The sequence below is a fragment of the Pantoea sp. CFCC18179 genome (assembly GCF_059412405.1).
In genome coordinates, this window is the sequence record NZ_JBNBPM010000015.1 from 74,443 (window position 1) to 95,647 (window position 21,205).

Consider the following 21,205-nt stretch of genomic DNA (forward strand, 5'->3'; position numbering starts at 1 on the left):
GAATTCAGGTCAAGCAGGAGAGATATTTCTCGCCTGACCGCAACACGATCCGCTGAGCATTGAACGTAATTTCACGGTGTTCAAACGCACCGTAAATCCGCTCAAATTTTATCTTTGCCAATCGTTGAATGATTTTTTCTACCGTTGTCGCTGACAACGGTAACATGTTGGGATAGCTCCACATAAATGAGACGCCATCCGCACCAGGCGTAACCTGTACGATATCCCCGCTCAGTAATATCCCGTTTTCATGCTGCCAATGTAATACGCAGCCGCCGGCAAAATGTCCGCCAAGGCGAATCAGTTTAATCGTAGGTAAAATCTCGAACTCATCCTCCGCGAAAAGCTGAATATGCGGACTGTCACGCATGATCCATTCGCGATCATCCGCGTGCAAATAAATAGGTGCATTAAACGCTGCCGCCCAATCTTGCATGGTGCTGTAATAATGTGGATGCGAAATAGCGATGGCATGCAGGCCGCCCAGCGCGGAAATAAGGGTTTTGGTGGCATCATCCAAATTGGCGATGCAATCCCAAAGAATATTTCCTTGCGGCGTTTGCAGCAAAAATGCGCGTTGGTTAATGGCAAAACTGGGTACGGTTTGCAGACTCAATAATTGAGGTAGATGTTGCTGCCATTTATTGCTGTGCGAGGCGCGCAGTGTTTCCAGTGATAGCCATTGTTGCCCACTTTTAGGCACAAATTGCCGTTCATCCTCGCAAATTTTGCATTGTTCAATCTCGTCCTGAAGATAAGACGTGCCGCAGGCCACGCAGACGTTAATCATGGTGCTCTCCTCGATGGTTAAACATCCTTAGCACCAGCGTAGTCGTTAACTCAGCGGTTGGTAAATTACCCGGTGCGCATGAATGCGCACCCTACAAAATTCGTAGATCATTGTTGCGGCTGTAACTGGTAAATCCACGCAGTGATTTGCTCGCCGTTGTCGGTGGTGACATTCACCTCGACACGGTCGTAACCATCTTCAAATTCATCCAGCATCGGCCAATGGTCTGCAAGATTTTCTGAGGTGAACACACAACCTGGCACGCGCGGGCCATTTTGCTGTAACACGATGCCCGGAAAATCGGCTGCTGCGCCCCAACCAAATTGATAGAAGGTGCCGGTTACCCAGCCGGCCTGCCAGGCGCCGCCGATGTTCTCAAGGATGTGGGCATTCGTGTGTCCCGGTTGCAGCGTGCCATAAACAAATAAGCGGTTCATTTTCCCTCGTGAAATCAAGCAAAAGCGTTACGTTAACTATCGGCGATAACGATGTCATCAATCGCCCGATATGCGATGTGTCTGATAATGAAAGTGGCTATTCTGAAGGACCCGCGATGAGAGGTAAAAGATCAATGTCGAATAGTTCGAGCATTTCTCGCTGCAATATCAAAAGCTATCCGCAATCGGCGCAATATGATGGCGCAAGATTTACCAATAACATTCCACGTCAGCAGCTGGGATTTGTCGAATACGCCAAATTGCTGTGGGATTTCACCTTCAACAAACCGAAAAATACTGTGCCAGAATCGGCATTGCCACTGATGAGACTCGATGCGCAGCAGCTTGCCGCCGCTGCCGATAACAGCGTTTTTCGTCTCGGACATTCGTCGTTACTGTTCAAAATGCACGGCAAATATTGGCTCACCGATCCGGTATTTAACCAGCGTGCGTCCCCCTTTAGCTGGCTGGGTCCGAAACGCTTTCAACCTGCGCCCATCGCGCTAGACGAATTGCCGCCGATTGAAGGCGTGATTCTTTCGCATGATCATTACGATCACCTCGATTATCACAGCATCATGCAGCTGAAGGATCGCGTGCGCTATTTTCTCACGCCGCTGGGCGTGGGTGATTTGCTGACATCATGGGGCGTCGCGCCAGAAAAGATTACGCAACTGGATTGGTGGGAATCGAAGCATATTGGCGGCATTCAGTTTGTGGCTACGCCATCACAACATTTCTCCGGTCGCGGCTTATTCGATGGTAATAAACGTTTATGGTGTTCCTGGAGCATCATCAGCGATGAATTTCGGCTATTTTTTGGCGGTGATTCGGGTTATTTCCCCGGTTTTAAACAGATCGGCAATAAATTAGGCCCGTTTGATATGGCGTTTCTGGAAAATGGCGCCTATGACGCGCGCTGGGCCGATATTCATATGCAACCGCAAGACACCATTAAAGCCTTCATCGATCTCAACGCCAAATGGTTATTCCCGATTCACAACGCGGCCTTCGATTTGGCGTTTCATGCCTGGCATGATCCGTTGAATCAAATTGTCGCGTTGGCGGAAAAAAATAACATTAACATCTCAATGCCGCAGATTGGGCAGGGCGTGCAATTTTTGCAGCCGCAAAATGAAAAAGCGTGGTGGTGAGAAACAGTGAACCCGATGTGAAATCGGGTTCATTATTTTACTCTTCGGTGAGTTCGTCATACAGATTGCGCAGCCGCGTGCGTAAAAACAGCACCGCTTTGTGTTTGCGCGATAATAGCGCCTGCACGCTGCTGCCATTTTCCACAGCCAGTTCTTGATAGCTGTAACCCAGCAGTTCAGTTTTCTCAAACACCTCGCGTTGTGCGTCCGGTAATTCAGTCAACGCGGCTTCCAGTTCTTCCCATAATAGCGCTTTGAGATATTCATCTTCAGGCGTTTGCGGCACGCCGAATAAGGTTTCGGCCAGCTCATCTTCCGGGAAATCGCTCTCTTCCGAGGCGTTAAAATAATCGGCTAACGGCAACTCACGTTTTTTGCGCGCCCGATCGGTCATCTCGTTGCGTGCAGCGCGGAACAGCCAGGCCGCGACATTTTCCACCGGCTGTTCAACTTGCATCAATTTGTAGGTTACTTCCTGCAAGATATCGTCGGCATCTTCACGCACCGCGGTACGACCACGGATAAACGCTGTTAGTTTAGTGCGACAAGCGTTAATCGCCGACATCAGCAGAGAATCATGTGCCATCAGGCTTACTCGGCATCAGTCGATTTTGGCGCATTGTCGTCGGATTGCGGACGGTTGTCATAACGTTCGTCGCGACGTTCACGGCGATCGCAACGATCGTGATGGCCACGATGACCAAAACGGTTGCGGCGATGCTGCATAAACTCTTCGCGCTGTTCTGGTGTCATCTGCAACCAACGTTCATGCATGCGACGACGCGCCATACCAAACATGCCAGGACGGAAACCTAAACCGCCAAATAGAATGCGGCACAGCGCCAATAATCCCAACGCCTGCCAGAAGCCGATGGTTTTCACGCCGACAATCTCCGGCAGCAAGGCGTTCCACAGCGACATCACCAGCAACCCTAGCGCGGCGACGATCACCGCTCCAATTATTAGCGGCTTCGCCATGCGGTGGCGGCCAAAATGGTGTTCACGATGGTGGCTGCGCATATCAAAATCTCTCATTGTTTGTCCCTCATTAGATTAACGGATAACTGCTTGTGATGAGGTAGACGAATGAGCGAAGGGAATATTGCTAAAAAAAGGGAAAAAAATGAATGAGGCTTGGCAGGTGAAAAGAGGGTGCGAATGGCTCCGCACCCGATATAGCGATTATTTCAATTTAAAGAAGCCGACTAAACTGCGCAATTTATCGGCTTGTTCCTGTAAGGATGCGGTTGCCGCCACGGCTTGCTCAACCATCGAGGCGTTATGTTGGCTAGTACTGTCAATTAATCCCATTGCTTCATTCAGCTGCAAAATACCATCGCTTTGTTCCAGCGAAGCCGAAGAAATGTCGCGAATCAGCATTTGCATATTTTCGACTTTGCCAACAATGGTATCCATGCCGGTGTGTGCTTTGGTCACCAAATCCTGACCACCAATAATACGCTCAGATGAATCATCGATCAGTGTCCGTATCTCTTTGGATGCACCTGCTGAACGTTGTGCCAGTGCGCGAACTTCAGAGGCCACTACGGCAAAGCCGCGACCTTGCTCACCTGCACGAGCCGCTTCCACTGCCGCATTCAGTGCCAAGATATTGGTTTGAAAAGCGATGCCATCAATCACTTCGGTGATCGCCACCATCTTCTCGGATGAGGTTTTAATCGCATCCATACGCGAAGTGGCTTGAGCCATCAATGAACCATTTTCGTTAACGATCTCACCGGAATCTTGCATGTAGATATGCATTCTGTTGGCGTGATCGGCGGTGTTTTTGCTGGTGGCGGAAATTTGTTGCAAGGTCGCTGCTGTTTGTTCAACGCTTGCCGCTTGCTCTTCTGTTCGTGCAGCGAGATCGTGACTTGCTGAAAGAATTTCGGTTGAAGCCTGAGAAATAGCGACACTGCCATTAATGATACCCTCTGAGACTTCGTGCAAGCTGATGGTCATAGCGTGCAAGGCGGCTTTCAGCTGTCCGAGTTGATCTTTGGAATCAACCACAATGGCAGTGGTTAAATCACCGGCCGCCACGCTTTGTGCAATATTAACCGCCTCACGTAATGGTCTGGTGATGCTGCGCGTAATGAAATAAGCCAACAACACACTCGATAAAATGGCCAGCAACGCGCCGATGATCAGGCCACGTTCACCGGAAATCTCTGCATTGCGAATTCTGACATACTCTTCATCGATGAGATGCTGTTGGTACATCATCAATTCACCGACTGAATTATTATATTCAGCGACGATGGACATCCATCGCGCATCAATAAACTGGTCAACTTCGGCCATTGTCGCATTAGCTGCTATTTTGAGTCCGTTATTACGCAACGCGATGTAATTACTCCTTGCAGTTTTAATCTTCCCGATCAGATCAATGCCATGTTCACTTTTTATACTTGACTCAAGTTGAGTCATAATTTCGTTATAGCTTGCGGCATCTGATGTGAATTTAGAGTTGATACTGGCTCGAATCTCTGGATTGTTGGTACGCATCCAGGTCATCGAGTTAGCACTATTAGAGCGGATAATCGTGGAGAGTTGATTGGCTAAACGTTCTTTAACCAGCAATTGCTGAACAATCAGCTCTGTTTTTTCACCCGCTTCTTTGAGGCGCAAGAAACCTATAGATGCCATGACGACTACCAGACACAAAAGAAAACCGAATCCCAAACCTAGTCGACAGCCAACACTTAAATCTTTGAACCGCATAATCACCTCATTTTTAATCAAAATACTCAGTCGGTCTTACTATCGGTGGAAGTAAAATTTGCATAAATTTAATGTTGATGGCCGGTCTTTTTATGTTCGATCAGAGTGTGCAATAGGAAAAAGTAGAAACTATGTAAGGAAGTTGTTAGTTAAGTGAAATAACAAAGTAATAATCCTTCTTATCACAAACTATTAAGAGTATGTTTCTGCAAATTAAATCAGTAGAACTTCGCGCTAGTTATTAGAAGTCATTATTAAGTGCGGGTAATAGCATGCCATTAAAAAATACCAGGGTGACCTATTTAGGGCAGTCCAAGTTGGTGGTGTATTCAGATTGTCCTTTTACCTCATTGGGTATCAGTGAATTGATTGCCAGTCGATTTCCCACGCTGCCACATAATAATGTGATAATCGTGTTAGATTCCGCTGCGGGATATCTGGATATCAAGATGGCGGATATTTTTAGAATCAGGAAAATCTATGGCGATCACGCCTATGTTTTCGTGTTATCGCACGATGACGTGTGCTTTGAAGTTTATGATCGTATTCACTTTATCTCGTTGAAAGCCAAAGTGAATGATTTGGCATGTTACATCATGTGCTCGCTGGTTTTTGAACATCGGCATTCAACGTTGTTATCGCTGCAAAGTATGCAGATCATCTATATGAAGTCACGCGGGATGGATATTACCGATATTGCGTTGATAATGAACAAAAGCCGTTCAACAATAAAGAACAACTTCTCCTATTGTAAGCGACGATTGAATATCAAAAATCTTCTGTCAGAAAGGGCGCTGATTTATATCGCTAAAGGCATCGTTAGTTAATAATAAACCTCAAGGTGTTACGTGTCTGAATTCCTATCAGTAATTATTTCTTTGGCTTGCATTATTATTTTTATTTTCGCCATCACCAGGGCAATTAACAGCAGCAGGAAAAAGAAGTTTTATAACCGACGCCGAGGGGCGTAATGCTCATCTCAAAAATCCGTAGGGTCGCCATTTATGGCGACCTGGAAACATCACACTTTTACTAAGCTACCAAACACCTGTTTACCGTTATGGAAGGTGGCGATCACCGGGGCAATGTGTGCCACCGCTTCAGCGGAACAACTGGCGTTAACCAACATCATGGTGGCCTTATCCTGCGCTTTTGGCCATTGCTGCTCGCCTTGCGGGTTTAGCGGCAACACCTCATTAGTGGCAATACCTAATGCGCGGCTCAACGAGAATTCATCGGGACCGCGATACAGTTGCGCATAGACGTTAGCCTTTTCCAGCATGCTGCCGCTGCCAAACGGTTGCCAGTGATCGGCGATAGTATCGGTGCCTGACCAGACTGGCACGCCAGCGGCGCGTAGTTGCGGCAAGGGCATAATGACCCGACCAATCGGTACTGTAGTGGCGATGCTAAATTGTTGCTCTTTAAGCTGCTCGATCATCGCATCCAGCTCTTTGCCTTGCAGCGTACCCAGCGCGAAAGCATGGCTAATCGTCACTTTGCCTTTTAACTGCGGATTGTCGCGCACGGTTTTCAACATATAACGAATCGCGGCAACGCCGTGCGGTTCAGTTTCATGTAAGTGAATATCGATGGGTTTAGCAAAGTCGAGCGCGATACTGAACATTGCATCCAGCGATTTCTCCATCGCACCGTCGACGTTGGTGGGATCCAATCCGCCGACATAATTCGCCCCCATTTTCATCGCTTCGCGCATCATGCCTTCAACATGCGAACGCAATAAACCATGCTGCGGGAACGCCACGATTTCCGCCGAAAAGTCGGCGCGATGATGTTCAATTGCCTGCTGTAAATGTTCCAGACCTTGTAGCTTGCTGATCGGATCAATATTGCAGTGACTGCGTGCGGTGGTGCTGCCTTTGGATTGCAAGAGGCCGATCAATTTCTCCGCGCGAATCTCCGAGGTTGGCACCAGTTCGGGCAGGATTTGCTCTTCCTGATGGATCATATCGATCACGCTATGACGCGTTAACGGGGCGCGCCAACCTTCGCCGTAGAAGGTTTTATCCAGATGGATATGCATGTCGCGTGTGGCAGGCAGTAGAATATGGCCCGCGGCATCCCAGGCGGGCAGGTTGCTGCTGATTCCGACTGAATGAATGGCGGCGATATCACCGCCATTCACTTCGATATCGTACAGACCGGTGCGCGTGCCGGTAATCACATCTGCTTTGCGAATGAAGGCTTCTTCCAACCGCACGTTGCGTAGCAGATAGTGTGTGACATCAACCCGACCAGCTTGAGCAGGGGCGCAGGATTCTGCGGCATTAGCAGAACGGCTTAAACCCACACTTAATAGCGTGCCAGCCGCGGCCAATTTCATACCTGCGGACAGAAATTCACGGCGATTGCCATATGATGAGAGGCTCATAATTATTCTCCTTGTAGGGGAGAATCACCCTAAAATAGAGACGCTTATGGCGCTGCGATATTTTCCACTGCTAACTATGGGAAATTGTAATTACATGCGTGATGATTTAATTACGGTTATTTCCTGGTCACCATAAATGGCGACCCTAAGAAGCACTGGAGAGATGTTGTAGGGTTGCCATTTATGGCAACCTGGTACAATCGATAAATCTCATCTATTTTATAAACTCAGCCATAGAGTATAAAGTCATAAGCAACAGGATTTACCCCATGAAACTTCTTTCTATCCATTACCTGCGTGGTATAGCCGCTCTATTGGTGGTCGTCGCGCATAACTCTTTTTTATTATCTGGTGAATGGGTTAAGAATATTCCAGGTGCGTTGGGTGTCGATATCTTTTTCATTATTAGCGGTTTTATTATTACGTTGGCGACACAGAAGAGTTCAATTACGCCTGTTAGCTTTATTATTAAACGATTCTTCCGCATTTGGCCGGTTTTCTTTATTACCTGGCTATTGGCGTGTTTGTTTGTCTATCGCGATCAGCCGTTAGGCACGATGATCAATGCGTTGTTTTTTGGCCTGCAAGATTATACGCGGCCAGGCCCCGGTTTCGGCAACAGCATGCTAGGACCGCCGTGGACCTTAACCTATGAGTTATTGTTTTACCTGCTGTTTGGTCTCTCGATGATGATCACTTATCGCTATCGCAGCTATATGTGTGCAGTGATTATTGTAGCTTCTACCGTAGGATTACAGTTGGCGGTCAACGGCGACTTTGCGCTGGCATCACAGATTTCACCCGATATCACAGTCTCACATTGGTGGCAGGCGATAGTAAAAGTGGCGGGCAATACCATTCTGTACGAATTTATCTTTGGCATGTTGTTAGCTGAAGCCTATCTTCATCGACTTTTGTCAAAAGAGACATATTGGCCGCGCGTTATTTCCGTTAGCTTGTTGATTGCGGCACCTTTTGCAGCCTTTATCATCGGTCCACAAGTGTTTGGTATGCATGGCGGATTCTGGTTAGCGGCAGTAATTCTTATGGCGGCGATTGTCAGTGAATATTACCGACCAATTAAAGAAATACCGCTGATGGTGTTTTTAGGTGATATATCCTATTCGCTGTATCTGGTACATTTTTCGCTCAGGATATTTATTCTTCGTTTTCTTCCGGAAAATACGACAGCGAGTCAAAATATCCTGATTTTCATATTTCTAATGCTCGCGAGCATTTTACTGGCAACGCTATTCTTCTACTTAATTGAGAAGCCCGGCATTAAGCTCGGGCATCGTATTGCAGAGAAAATGCGCTTTGAAGGACAAGGTGTTAATTCATAGATCAGGAGATCAAAAGCAAGATCTGATGCAGTTGCGGCTTTTGACTCAACACGATCTCATCGCCGCCAGACTGTTCACCATCCAGCCACAACTGACAGGCGCCTTCTGTGCGCCTGATATCAATCTCATAATGACCTTCACCTTCATGATAAATCACCGTTACGCCAGGCCACGCCGCAGGCAAGCGTGGGCGCAATTGCAGCCGATTACCGTGACGCGTGATGCCCAACAGACTTTCGATGATTAATTGATAGGTCCAGCCGGCCGAGCCGGTGTACCACGTCCAGCCGCCGCGTCCTTCGTGGTTTTCAGCGTTGTAAACATCGGCGGCCATAACATAGGGTTCAACCTTATAGGTTTCGACGGCGGAAGCGCTAAGGCTGTGGTTGATCGGGTTGATCAGCGCTAGCAGCGACCATGCACGCTCAATGTCACCCATTTCAGCAAATGCCATAATCGCCCACAGCGCGGCGTGCGTATATTGTCCGCCATTTTCACGCGTGCCGGGCAAGTAGCCGCGAATATAACCGGGGTTAGGGCCGTTGCCATTGAAGGGAGGGGTTAACAACTTAATTAATCCATGCTCCTCATCCACCAATTGCTGGTTAAGCGCCAGCATTGCCGATGCCGTTTTCTTTTTCTCACCCGCGCCAGAAAGCGCCGACCAACTCTGGGCAACCGCGTCGATGCGACACTCATCATTAAGGTGAGAACCCAGCGTTGCGCCGTTATCAAAAAAGCCGCGCAGGAACCATTCGCCATCCCAGGCGCGATGATTTAATGCCGTTTTTAACTTTTCCGCCTGCATCTGGCACATGTTTGCGTCACTCGTTTTGCCAATGCGCTGGGCGAGAACTGCAAAGCGGGTCAGGACGCTGTAGAGGAAAAAGCCCAACCACACGCTCTCGCCTTTGCCCGCCGCGCCAACCGCACTCATGCCGTCATTCCAGTCACCCGATCCCATTAACGGCAAACCATGTGCGCCGAAAGTCAGTCCGTGTTGGATGGCACGTAAACTGTGTTGATAAAGGGATTCCTGCTCCGGGCTAACGCCAGGCAGGCTATATACCGACTCTTCGTCGGCAGCAAGCAACGGCGCATCCAGATAGGCAACTTGCTGATCTAAAACGGTGAGATCGTCTGTGGCCGTAACGTAATGGCAAAGTGCATAAGGCAGCCACAAATAGTCATCTGAACAGCGCGTTCTTACGCCGCGCCCTGAAGGTGGATGCCACCAATGCTGGACATCGCCGGCAAGGAATTGTCGTGAGGCGCATAACACCAATTGATCGCGCAGCAGATGTGGCGCCGCATGGGTAAGTGCCAACGTATCTTGAAGCTGATCACGAAAGCCAACAGCGCCACCCGATTGATAATAACCGCTGCGCGCCAGCAAACGGCTGGCGAGTGTTTGATACAGCAACCAGCGGTTGGCCAGCAAATTCACCGCATTATCCGGCGTATGAATTTCGACTTTGTTCAGCAAGTTTTGCCAATGTTGTTTGACCTGCTCAAGTTCGGCTTCTGCCTGGTCTACAGGCAGTAATTGTTGCATCAGCGTTAATGCTGCTGCGCTATCGTCTGCCGCGCCTAATACGAAAACGAAAGTGCGGCTATCACCATCAATCAGCGTGGTTAACGTTTGCAGCGCGGCACAGGGATCGAGGCCGGCACCGGTCGAGCCAGATAAGCCACGGCTTTGCATCATCGCCGGTTGGCGCGTTGAACCGTGGCGTCCAAGGCATTCCAGCCGATTGCCACTGAAGGCGATTTGATGGCCGGATGCGGCAAAAAAGGCGGTGCGGGACGAACCGGCGCTGGTGTAAGAATTGGTCGCCAGAACGGCGCTACCGGCAGCAACCAGCGCCGATGAAGTCTGGACATGACGAGCCGATTGGCTGGCTAACTCACCCAACACCCAATCCACATAGCCGGTGATGGATAGCGCGCGGGTGCGGCCAGACAGATTGCTGAGCTGGATAAGGGTAATTTTTGCCGCAACTTCATGAGCCACAAAGGTGGTGACAGCGCTGAAAATACCCTGTTCATGATGCGTGAAGCGACTGTAGCCCAAACCATGTTGCGTCAGATATTCCCCCGTCCCGCGCAGTGGCAGCGGCTGAGGCGACCATACATCGCCACTCTCTTCATCACGCAGATAGAATGCTTCGCCAGAAGAATCGCTAACCGGATCGTTATGCCACGGCGTAAGTCGATACTCATGCGCGTTCTCATACCAGCTATAACCCTGACCACTTTCGGAGATCACGCTGCCAAATTGTTTATTCGCCAGCACGTTGCACCACGGCGCGGGTGTTTGCTGGTGCTCCGCCAATATGATGTGGTATTCGCTGCCATCGGCATTATAACCGCCGGTGCCGTTGAAAAATTGTAAGTCAGCTGCTGAGGTCGGGCTCGGTGCGCTGGGTGCCGGATATTTCTGCGGCAGGAAGCGTGCGCTGGCAGGCGTTGGTGGTTTTTTCAATACCAACGCAAGCTGATCGTTTAGCGTGCCGTTGCTGCCTTCCAGCACAATCACTGTCACACTGAATAGCAGCGTGATCTCGTCGGCGGCAAGATGATCGCGTTGTCGCAGGAAAATACCGCCGGATTTGTCGACCAGTTGCTGCATCTCGCCAGATGCCAGTAATTTGAGTAACTGATTTTGCAGTAATTGCTGATAACTGGTTTGTTCTCCGTTAAGGATCACTAAATCCGCCATCAGCCCTTTTTGCCGCCAATATTGCTGCGCTTTGATAACCGAACTCACCAGACTGAGCTGCATGTCATTGTCGATGCAAACCAGCACGATGGGCAGATCGCCTGATATGCCGTATCGCCACAAAGCGCTTTGCCCCAGCCGATTGTGCTGCCAACGTTTGCTGTCACCGCGCATTTCCGGGCTGGCAAAAATGACGGCGCTGGCGAGTTGGTTGTACAGGCTCGCCTCATCCGCGCTGATATTAAGCTGGCGCAAGGTTATCTGGCTGTGCGACGTCGCCATTTCGACAATTCGGTTGGCGTAAAGGTTGTTGCGATACTTTTCAATCAACAGCAGGCAGGTGGCGCGTTGCGTGGTGACGCCAATGATCAGATCGATCGTGATTGATTTACCTGGTTTGAGGGCGACCTTCTGACGAATCGAAAGTATCGGATCTAACACCGCGCCCGCGCTGCCGGAGAGTTGGCCGTGCGGCATCATGGCTTGCGGGTTTGCCGGTGTATTGCTGCGCCCAATGAACTGCGCACGATCGGTTTCATATTCGGTGTCGCGCTCGCTGGCACCATGAATCAGCAGGGCATGGAACATCCAAATCGGTTCGGCGCTCTCTTCGCGCGGGCGACGATGGGCCAAAATCGCTTCCAAATCCGCCACAATTTCCGTCTGCACGAAGAGATTACTAAACGCCGGATGCGCCATCTCGCTGGCGGCAGGTGCTAAAACCACTTCGGCATAGCTGGTGACATCAATCTCACGCAGCTGGCGCGAGGGATTGGTAATCACAATGCGGCGGATTTCAACATCATCTTCCGGGGAAACCACCAGCTGCATACGCGAGGTGAGCGACTCGGTACGCGCCTCAAACTCTGCGCCAGCATCCGTAAAGTGAGCCAATGCATGGGTTTGTGCCAGGCCGAGCGGCTGAAACGCCGGGCTAAGTATCTCGCCGGAGAGATGATCGCGGATATAACAAAAAATCCCGTGCAGGTTGCGGGTGCTATCCGCGCGCCAGCGGGTGATCGCCAGACCTTTCCACGCACTGTAGCCGCTACCGCTTTGCGTCACCATCACATGATAATTGGCGTTAGAGAGCAATTGCACCTGTGGCAGATGCGTGGCCGAACCCCGAAATACGCGCAATTCAGATGTTGCAGCACGTGGTTGGTTTTCTGTGAGATCGACAAATTGACGTCGTGGCGTATACAGCTCGATATCGTCAGGCACTCTTTCCTGTAACAGCAAATACGAAGAGTGAAAGCGGGCGCTGGACATGAAGCGAGCGACCATCGGCGCGTCCAACAGCAGGTGCGCAATGGCTAAAAATCCCATTCCCTGATGATGCGACATGTAAGTTTTGACTGCGGTAAAGGGCTGGTCTGGCGCCACGCGTTGCGCAGTGAAATCCAGCGCTTCATAGAATCCATATTTGCCGCTGGCGCCCATCGCCTGCAATTTCATCAGGTTATCGGTGGCTTGCTGCGGTAATACCATTAGCGCCAGCATGGAAGCGTAAGGTGCCACCACTTTGTCATCATTAAGACCGCGCTGAAGACCTAATTCGGGTGTACCAAAGGCTTTGTATTGGTAATTTTGGTTGTCATCGAACGCCGCGTAGGCCGACTCGGAAACGCCCCACGGAATGTTTGCGGCTGCGCCAGAAGCGATCTGTTGTTTTACCGCGGCTAACGCCATTTTTTCCAGTAGCGTATCGGGATAGACCGGCATCACCAGATGCGGCATCAGATACTCAAACATCGAGCCACTCCACGACATCACCGCGGGCTGATTATCGAGTTGTGTGAACAGACGTCCCAACACAAACCAGCTTTTTACCGGCAGTTGATTAGCCGAAATCGCAAAGTAATGCGTGAGCCGCACTTCCGAAGGAAACAGATCGTAATGACCTTTATCCAGCACGCCGCTGTCGAGGTTGTAACCGACGCTGAGCAAGGCGGTACTTTCGACATAAAGAAAGCGGAAATCCATTTTGGCATGATCTTCCAGACGGCCTTCCAGTTCCAGCAAGGTTGCCAGCCGTTCACGCGCCGCCCAAACGACTGATGTGGCCTCCAAATCTGGATGATGCTGGTCTAACTCACTCAGCCACAACAGCGAAGGCAAGCTAGCGGGCAAGGTCTGCTGCGGTGTGATCCAGGCGTAAAACAGCAGCCACTCGCGTTGTAAATCCTCAAGCTGACGCGTGAAGTGCGCCAGCCAGTTGACCTGTTGCGCCGGCGGCAATGTCTGCGCCAGCAATTCTTCGCTAATTGTCAGCAAACTTGCGAGTTCATGCTGCAAGGTGGACGGTAACGCCTGCTGCAAGGTTTCAAACTGGGCGGCTAATTTTGGCCATAGCCGGTCAGAGCCGATTTGCTTTTCAGCCAACAGGACAGTGTCATTTAACCCCGCCATGATTACCGGCAGAGAAATTACCGGTTGCTGCTTCCATTGTGCCAGGCCCGCTTGCAGAGTGGCTAAATGCGCCGCGAGGTTACCGCTGTCTACGCTGGAGATATAGCGTGGCTGCAACGGTTGTAAGGTATGTGTGTCGTACCAGTTGTAGAGATGGCCGCGAAAATGCTCCATGCGATCAAGGCTGTCCAGCGTTGCCAGCGTGCGGGAGATCACCTGATGTTGCGTTAGGTAGCCAAAGTCCCAGGCGGTTAAGTTGGCAAGTAGCGACAAACCGATATTGGTGGGCGAAGTACGATTTGCCACTTTGGGTTGTAACACTTCCTGAAAGTTATCCGGCGGCAGAAAATGATGTTCAGCAGTCACGAACTCATCGAACCATGCCCAGGTATGACGCGCAGTTTGACGCAGAAAAAGCTGCTGTGCCGTGGTTAGCGTTTTTTGGCGCGCAGGCGCAGGTTTACTGATGTGCCACAGCATCCACGGCGCAATCAGCCATAGCACCGCTAATGGAAGCGCGAAAATCACCAGATACGGAGCGAGTAAAGAGGTTAAAAGTGACAGTGCAACGGCGGCTAAGGGGTTAATCCACATCGCACGATAAAAGTGATGCAATTGAGGAACGGGCGCCGCACTGTGGGCCGATGCGCTTTGCCATTCGTGCAGAAATTGCCCGCTGACGTTCAATCGCCATAACGTGACAATGATCGCTTTCAAACACCAGTAACTTTCGTGTGGCAAAACGGCGAGCGTTAATCCTGCCCGGCTAAGCCGCGTCAACGCATCCGCGAACAGAATCTTCAGATGATGTCGCCACGCGCGTTGGTGACTTTTTCGACATGCTTCGATGCTCAGTGCGAGCATGCCAGGCAGTAGCAAGAAAAGTGCGATACATCCCAGCCAAAACAGTGGATGAGCGACAAAAGTAAACGTAAGGAAAATCAGCATCAACAACGCAGGTGCGATGAGACTTCTGCGTAGGTTATCTAACAATTTCCAGCGTGACAGCGCACTCAGCGGATTCGCTTGCTGACTCCCATCGGCAAGACGCACACGCAAGCGTAACCAGTTAAGTAGCTGCCAGTCACCGCGTACCCAACGAAAACGACGCGCCACATCGCTGAGATAATTATCTGGATAGTGTTCATAAAGCACCACATTACTCACCACGCCGGAACGGGCATAACATCCTTCAAGCAAGTCGTGGCTCAGCACCAGATTCTCAGGGCAAGTGTTGCGCGTGGCGCGGGTAAAAGCGGCGACATCGTAGATGCCTTTGCCGACAAACGAACCTTCGCCGAACAGATCCTGATAAAGATCGGATGACATTGAAGAGTAAGCGTCATTACCCGGAATACTGCTGGAAAGGCGGGCGTAAATACCTTGCCCGAAAGCAGGGATCTCTTCAGCCAAACGAGGTTGCAGAATGGCATAGCCTTCAACCACACGGTTAAGGCGATCGTCAAATACGGGTTCATTGAGCGGGTGCGCCATGATACCGATGAGTTTATGCGCGGTTTCACGCGGCAAAATGGTGTCGCTGTCGAGCGTGATCACGTATTTAACCGTGCGCATTTGCGCCTGATTGGCACCGACGATGACATTGAACATATCCGCTTCACCTTGCAGCCAGCGGTTTAACGCATGCAGTTTGCCGCGTTTGCGTTCGTATCCCATCCACACGCCCTGGACAGGATTGTGCATACGGTTACGGTGTAACAAAGTGAACAGCACGTCCGGATTGGATTGAATGCTGTAACGTCGGTTTAGCGCCTCAATTCTCAGTACGGCATAGCCGATAATTTCATCATCATCGGCGCGATGCTGATCCACGTTGTCTGTGAAATCAGCCAGTAGCGCAAAGCTAATGTTGGCTAACGCATTGCCGAGATAGCTGGTTTCCAGCGAGCGCAGCAAGGTATCGATCTCTTGTTTGCTGCTGATCAAACAGGGAATCACCACCAAGGTTCGCTGTTTATCTGGCACGGCAGTTTCATAATCAAGGCGAGGCAGCGCGACGGGATGGCGAGTACGCGTCGTGACTTCACTGAGTAACTGCATGGCGAGCTGGCTGCTGATCAGGATCACCGCAGGAAGCAATAATAGCCAAAGCACCCAAGACATGCCGGAGTGCTGAGTAAACGATAGGGTTTCAACGCTAAAGGCGGTGGTTAACAGTGCAATGCTTCCCAACCACGACAGCAAAGGCGTTTGGCTAAGATGATGACGCGCACGATTCAGCCACGAGTTGCGCACCTGAAGTTGCTGCTCAAGTAGCTGACGGCCCTTATCCAGCAAAAAGAAGCCAATATGCTGCTGGCGTTGCGGTAAACCGGGCTGGCCGCTCAACGCCAGCACCTGATGAGCCACGCTTAACTCATCGTGTTGACAATGCCGGGCGAGTTTCTCAATCACATGGCGATACTGATCGCGACTATCAAAGTGCATTTGCGGGTAAATCCCCGCAGGATCCTGCATCAAAACTTGTTCAACCAAACTGAGAGACTCGACTAAATCCTGCCAGTTAATCTCACCCAACTGTCGCAGCCCACCGATGCTGTTGCTCACCGAGAGCTGGCTCAGTGCCAGCTGGCGGTTGAATTGCGCAATAACATCAGCGCTGTTGCGTCCGGAATTCAGCAGGTGCTGTTCGACCCAGGTTAATGCAAGAGAATGGCGTTGGCTATTGAGCCGGCGTGCCAACTCAGCGACAAAAGCCCCGGAAAGTTCAGCGTTTTTTTGCGCCATTGCGGCCACAACCTGAATCACCTGCGTCGCATCGTTAGCGGAGTGATGAATGATTTCATCAATCCATTGTTCAGCCTGATTTCGTTGCTGGTGGATCGCTGCCACGCCTTGGGCAATGCGTGCCAGATTATCGATTAATGCAAAACGTAACATGGCAGGAAGCGCCCACAATTCACCCATCAGCAACGGCGTAACTTTTTGATAAGCTTTTATGAAAGCGATCAAAACGCTGGATTCAAGCCGACCATCGCTGTGGATGATCATCTCATTAGCAATGGCTTGGATACGTAGATGATGGTCAGCGGTGACAAGAACGGGTAAACCCTGACCAAATTTGGTTGGTAACAGCTGACGCACTAAGCGAATCTGTTCTTCAATAATATAAAAATTATCCAGCAACCATTCGCCTGCTGGCGTCAGGTTGCGCTTATCACCGCTGCTCAATATTTCTGCGCTGAGGATCAACGTTCGTTCGTTTTCTGCCAAGCGCTGCAATAATTTATAAGTCTTTTTTTCAGTGGAAAGATGATGCGTTTTGGCCAATTGTTCCGCGTATTTTCTCATTTGTTGTTCGGAAAAAACATCTGGTCTTTTAGACTGGTAAAGTCCACTTTCCAGTGGAAAATCAATGCTACTCCGTATCATCAACGGCATAGCAGGAATATCAATAAACGAATCGGCAGACATTCTATTTTTCATAATGAAGGCATCACGATAATATCCAGATATTTTTAAAAAACGGCACTGTCAACGACAGTGTTGAAGGTATGAGAAAGGGCAGGTGAGATGAACGTGTCTTTTAATGAGTGTAGCTGTAAAAAAATATTATGCTGGCTTTCATAAAAATAAAATAAATTAACTCCATTAATGCCAGGTTAATGATGCAGTTGAAAGGAGTTGTCGGCATATTAATTTTTTGACAGGGGTGAAATAAATGAGGTGTGTTAGAATGAACTACTGAAAAGGAAAAAATTATGAGCTGGCTAAATCGATTTATAGAAAATGTTGGGCGTCGTGAGGTCAATGCTCAATGCCCGGTATGTAAAAAGAATTGCGTACAATCAATGGAGAAAAAGAATCGTGGGCAGGCTATGCTGTGCCCGCACTGTAAGTCTTTATTTATTATGAATATATAAGCGCTCTCTTGTAATAGTGATTCATTCCTTACTTGCTATTTAATGCTTACATGCTGTTATTTAGCGCATTAATCACCTTCGGGGTAGATACTTCTGATATTCATTCATCAGATTTCCTCCTTATTCCTTTCTTTATTTATTTAAGCCACCAAAAGGTAATGACATGACAATTAAAACCCTTCACGATCTCTTTGTGCATGACTTGTCAGATATTTATAGTGCAGAAAAGCAGATCACAAAAGCGCTACCCAAGATGATTAGGGCGGCGACTGACGAGAATCTCATTGCGGCGTTTAAAAACCATCTTGAAGAAACGCGTGGTCAAATTGAGCGTATTGATCAATTAGTTGAACTCACGGAGGGGGTGCAAATTAAACGCATGAAGTGTCATGCACTTGAGGGATTAGCCGAGGAGGCGCAAGAAATTATTGATGAAGTGGAACAGGGACCGGTAAGAGATGCAGGATTGATTGGTGCAGCTCAAAAAGTCGAACATTATGAAATAGCGACTTACGGTACGCTACAGGCATTAGCCCTCAAACTGGATTATCAGGAAGCCGCTAAATTATTGGGAGAAACGCTGGCTGAAGAAAAAGCCACAGACGAAAAACTCACCATGATTGCTGAAGCGCAAGATTAAACATTATTAACTGTGCGGCTACTCAATGTCGCCCGGTTATCACTTTTTCATTAACCATTTGTCCAGTTAAGCCAAATTGGGCAAACTGCTTGCGGAAAAATAACCCGGAAGGTTAATGAAAGTGAAAATGAATTCTAAATTATTGATTGTTGCTACCTGTTTAGGACTGAGTTCGCTGAGTGCGGTTGCTGCATCCGATATAGAGAGTAACGTTAATCAAGTCATCAAACCGTTGATGCAGCAGCAAGGCATTCCCGGCATGGCGGTGGCAGTGATCAGCAAAGGCCAAACACACTATTTCACTTGGGGCATGGCGGATGTTGAGCAGCATCGCCCAGTCAATCAAGACACGCTGTTTGAACTCGGATCGGTAAGTAAGACGTTCACTGGCGTGCTGAGTGGCGTTGCCATAACCAAAGGTGAAGTTGCACTCAGTGATAAGGCGAGCAAATATTGGCCTGCACTGAACACGCCGCAGTGGCGCGATATTACGATGCAGCAATTAGCGACCTACACCGCAGGTGGCTTGCCGTTGCAGGTGCCAGACGAAGTCACTAATGAACAGCAATTGGCCGATTTCTACCAACAATGGCAGCCGCAATGGGCGCCCGGCAAAACGCGTCAATATGCCAATAGCAGCATTGGTCTGTTCGGCTGGTTAGCCAGCAAACCCAGCAGATTGAGTTTTGCTCAAGCGATGCAGCAGCGCGTATTTACCCCACTGAAGCTTGAACACACCTATATCACTGTGCCTGATTCAGCGAAAAATGATTACGCATGGGGCTATCGCGATGGCAAACCGGTGCACGTCTCGCCCGGCATGCTGGACGCCGAAGCCTACGGCGTAAAAACCTCAATCAAAGATATGGCGCGCTGGATGCAGGCCAATATGGACCCGCGACAGGTAAAAGATAAGACCTTGCAGCAGGCGCTTGAACTGGCGCAAACGCGCTTCTATCGCACCGATGCGCTGTACCAAGGTTTAGGCTGGGAGATGCTGGATTGGCCGCAGCAGTCAGAGATGGCGGTGCAGGGCGCAGATAACAAAATTGCGCTTGGCCCACAGTTGGTGCTTGATCATCAATCCCATCCACGGGTAAAAGCTTCCTGGGTGCACAAAACCGGTGCGACTGGCGGCTTTGGTGCCTACATTGCATTTATTCCTGAGAAGCAGATCGGCATCGTGATGTTGGCGAATAAAAACTATCCCAACACCGAACGCGTCAAAGCGGCGATGAAAATCGTTGATTCAGTGCAGTAAGCCAAAGGGGCGAGTTTTTCGCCCCTTGATTTTCCCTTCATAAGTAATCGCCTTAGGTCTGTAAGACATTTCCTACGCCAGCGGAATATCACGCCGGTTATCTGATTGTTTTATCAGCGCGATCTTTTAGAATATAAAGACAATTACTGTCTTCGTAATAGAGGGTGAAGATGGCGAGTATTATGATTATCGATGACCACCCAGTTGCACGTCTTGCCGTGCGTTTTTTGCTGGAAAAAGATGGGCATACCATCGTTGCGGAAGCCGATGAAGGTCATCAGGCATTAAAAATGATTAACGAGCATCATCCGGATTTGATCGTGCTCGATCTGGATATTCCCGGCTTAAGCGGCATTGAACTGATTGTGAAATTGCGCGCGGCGGAATATCGCGGCGGTATTTTGGTGTTAACCGCACGTGATGATGACCATTATTTAAGTCGCTGCATGAGCACTGGCGCGGATGGTTTTGTCGGCAAGAAAAATAACCTGGAAGAGTTGGGCGATGCGGTGCGCGCAGTGATGCGTGGCTACGGCTATTTCCCGCTGAAACGTCGTGAGAAGGGCGCAAGTAAAATGCCTGAAGTGGAAGTGGATGCGATTAAAAATCTCTCCAGCCGCGAATTCCAGGTATTGCAGCATTTAGCGCGCGGGATGAAGGTGATCGATATTTCCGAAGTGATGCATATCAGTAATAAAACCGTCAGCACCTATAAAACTCGCATATTGACCAAATTGTCACTGGGTTCGACGCTTGAGCTGATTGACTTTGCGCGACGTCATCACCTTGATTAAGTTATGGATCAGCCATGCTGGGTTAACGTACACCCTCTGCAACACGCAGCATGGTTATTACTGAAAGAGGCCACTTTGAATACATCCAGCCGATCGTCCTCTCCCGTTTTATCCTCGCTACTCAGCGTTGAGCGCCTGCATATCCTGACGGATAACGATAATAAGATGCTACACGCGCTGCTCACCATGACGTTACAGAGCAATATCACCGACCTGCAACAAGCCAAATCATTATTCGAACAACAAGCCTGGGATGCGTTAGCGAAAACCATTCATCGCTTATCCGGTGCAGCGCAAATAACCGGCGCACAACGTACCGAAATCGCCTGCCGAAATTTAGAAAAAGCCTGTTTAGTCACCTCGCCTGAAATATCCCATCTCACTAATTTATGGTTTGAAGCCAACCTTGCCATTGATGAACTTAATGCCGCCATTAACGGCTTTCTTCAGCCGTAATAACAGCCTGCTTACAATGGACTACAGCGCCTGACAAAATGCCCTACAAAGATTCGTCACCTGCCTACAATAACTCCGCTTTCACTCCGATATTTCGTCAACCTTTCCCCCTTTAATATGCGCTTCATCAGACGGCGTCTCATCTGGATTTTATTCGGGAGCCCAGTCTGAAGATCGGAGTCTCAGCCTCCTC

At 49.5% G+C, this 21,205-nt stretch carries 15 protein-coding genes; 8 read left to right on the top strand and 7 right to left on the bottom strand.

Annotated elements, in window-relative coordinates:
• Positions 1-4: 4 nt before the first annotated feature.
• Together ACPUC7_RS21045 and ACPUC7_RS21050 are read right to left on the bottom strand one after the other, a co-directional pair.
• Positions 5-790 (bottom strand): MBL fold metallo-hydrolase, encoded by a 786-nt coding sequence (locus ACPUC7_RS21045; protein WP_494924374.1) that lies wholly within the window; start codon positions 788-790, stop codon positions 5-7.
• Between the two features lie 107 nt (positions 791-897).
• Positions 898-1,227 carry a gamma-glutamylcyclotransferase family protein gene (locus tag ACPUC7_RS21050; protein WP_494924375.1) on the bottom strand — a complete coding sequence of 110 codons (330 nt, stop codon included), beginning with the start codon at positions 1,225-1,227 and terminating at the stop codon, positions 898-900.
• A gap of 134 nt (positions 1,228-1,361) precedes the next feature.
• Between ACPUC7_RS21050 and ACPUC7_RS21055 the strand changes: the two genes are divergently transcribed.
• Complete coding sequence (locus ACPUC7_RS21055) at positions 1,362-2,381, top strand: MBL fold metallo-hydrolase (protein WP_494924376.1); 1,020 nt, start codon at positions 1,362-1,364, stop codon at positions 2,379-2,381.
• Positions 2,382-2,418: 37 nt separating this feature from the next.
• On the opposite strand, the gene ACPUC7_RS21060 is transcribed toward ACPUC7_RS21055, so the two are convergent.
• From ACPUC7_RS21060 to ACPUC7_RS21070, 3 genes are all read right to left on the bottom strand, one after another.
• Positions 2,419-2,967: an RNA polymerase sigma factor gene (locus ACPUC7_RS21060; RefSeq protein ID WP_494924377.1), complete on the bottom strand. Its 549-nt coding sequence runs from the start codon at positions 2,965-2,967 to the stop codon at positions 2,419-2,421.
• Between the two features lie 5 nt (positions 2,968-2,972).
• On the bottom strand, positions 2,973-3,416 hold the full coding sequence (locus ACPUC7_RS21065; RefSeq protein ID WP_494924378.1) for a hypothetical protein: 444 nt from the start codon (positions 3,414-3,416) through the stop codon (positions 2,973-2,975).
• A gap of 147 nt (positions 3,417-3,563) precedes the next feature.
• Positions 3,564-5,108: a methyl-accepting chemotaxis protein gene (locus ACPUC7_RS21070; RefSeq protein WP_494924379.1), complete on the bottom strand. Its 1,545-nt coding sequence runs from the start codon at positions 5,106-5,108 to the stop codon at positions 3,564-3,566.
• A gap of 272 nt (positions 5,109-5,380) precedes the next feature.
• Between ACPUC7_RS21070 and ACPUC7_RS21075 the strand changes: the two genes are divergently transcribed.
• On the top strand, positions 5,381-5,935 hold the full coding sequence (locus ACPUC7_RS21075; RefSeq protein WP_494924380.1) for a hypothetical protein: 555 nt from the start codon (positions 5,381-5,383) through the stop codon (positions 5,933-5,935).
• A gap of 194 nt (positions 5,936-6,129) precedes the next feature.
• Here the strand turns inward: ACPUC7_RS21075 and ACPUC7_RS21080 are convergent, their stop codons facing one another.
• Positions 6,130-7,500 carry an amidohydrolase gene (locus ACPUC7_RS21080; protein ID WP_494924381.1) on the bottom strand — a complete coding sequence of 457 codons (1,371 nt, stop codon included), beginning with the start codon at positions 7,498-7,500 and terminating at the stop codon, positions 6,130-6,132.
• A 269-nt stretch (positions 7,501-7,769) separates the two neighbouring features.
• Between ACPUC7_RS21080 and ACPUC7_RS21085 the strand changes: the two genes are divergently transcribed.
• A complete protein-coding gene (locus ACPUC7_RS21085) occupies positions 7,770-8,843 on the top strand; it encodes an acyltransferase family protein (protein WP_494924382.1) in 1,074 nt (357 codons plus the stop codon).
• A 1-nt stretch (position 8,844) separates the two neighbouring features.
• On the opposite strand, the gene ACPUC7_RS21090 is transcribed toward ACPUC7_RS21085, so the two are convergent.
• Positions 8,845-17,289: a glycoside hydrolase family 94 protein gene (locus ACPUC7_RS21090; protein WP_494924383.1), complete on the bottom strand. Its 8,445-nt coding sequence runs from the start codon at positions 17,287-17,289 to the stop codon at positions 8,845-8,847.
• Positions 17,290-17,699: 410 nt separating this feature from the next.
• Here ACPUC7_RS21090 and ACPUC7_RS21095 point away from each other — a divergent pair, with 410 nt between their 5' ends.
• From ACPUC7_RS21095 to ACPUC7_RS21115, 5 genes are all read left to right on the top strand, one after another.
• A complete protein-coding gene (locus ACPUC7_RS21095) occupies positions 17,700-17,861 on the top strand; it encodes a YnfU family zinc-binding protein (RefSeq protein ID WP_494924384.1) in 162 nt (53 codons plus the stop codon).
• 163 nt (positions 17,862-18,024) lie between these two features.
• On the top strand, positions 18,025-18,501 hold the full coding sequence (locus tag ACPUC7_RS21100; RefSeq protein WP_494924385.1) for a YciE/YciF ferroxidase family protein: 477 nt from the start codon (positions 18,025-18,027) through the stop codon (positions 18,499-18,501).
• 127 nt (positions 18,502-18,628) lie between these two features.
• Complete coding sequence (gene ampC, locus ACPUC7_RS21105; RefSeq protein ID WP_494924386.1) at positions 18,629-19,762, top strand: class C beta-lactamase; 1,134 nt, start codon at positions 18,629-18,631, stop codon at positions 19,760-19,762.
• Positions 19,763-19,932: 170 nt separating this feature from the next.
• Complete coding sequence (locus tag ACPUC7_RS21110) at positions 19,933-20,556, top strand: response regulator (RefSeq protein ID WP_343551201.1); 624 nt, start codon at positions 19,933-19,935, stop codon at positions 20,554-20,556.
• A gap of 75 nt (positions 20,557-20,631) precedes the next feature.
• Complete coding sequence (locus ACPUC7_RS21115; RefSeq protein WP_494924387.1) at positions 20,632-21,012, top strand: Hpt domain-containing protein; 381 nt, start codon at positions 20,632-20,634, stop codon at positions 21,010-21,012.
• Positions 21,013-21,205: the final 193 nt, after the last annotated feature.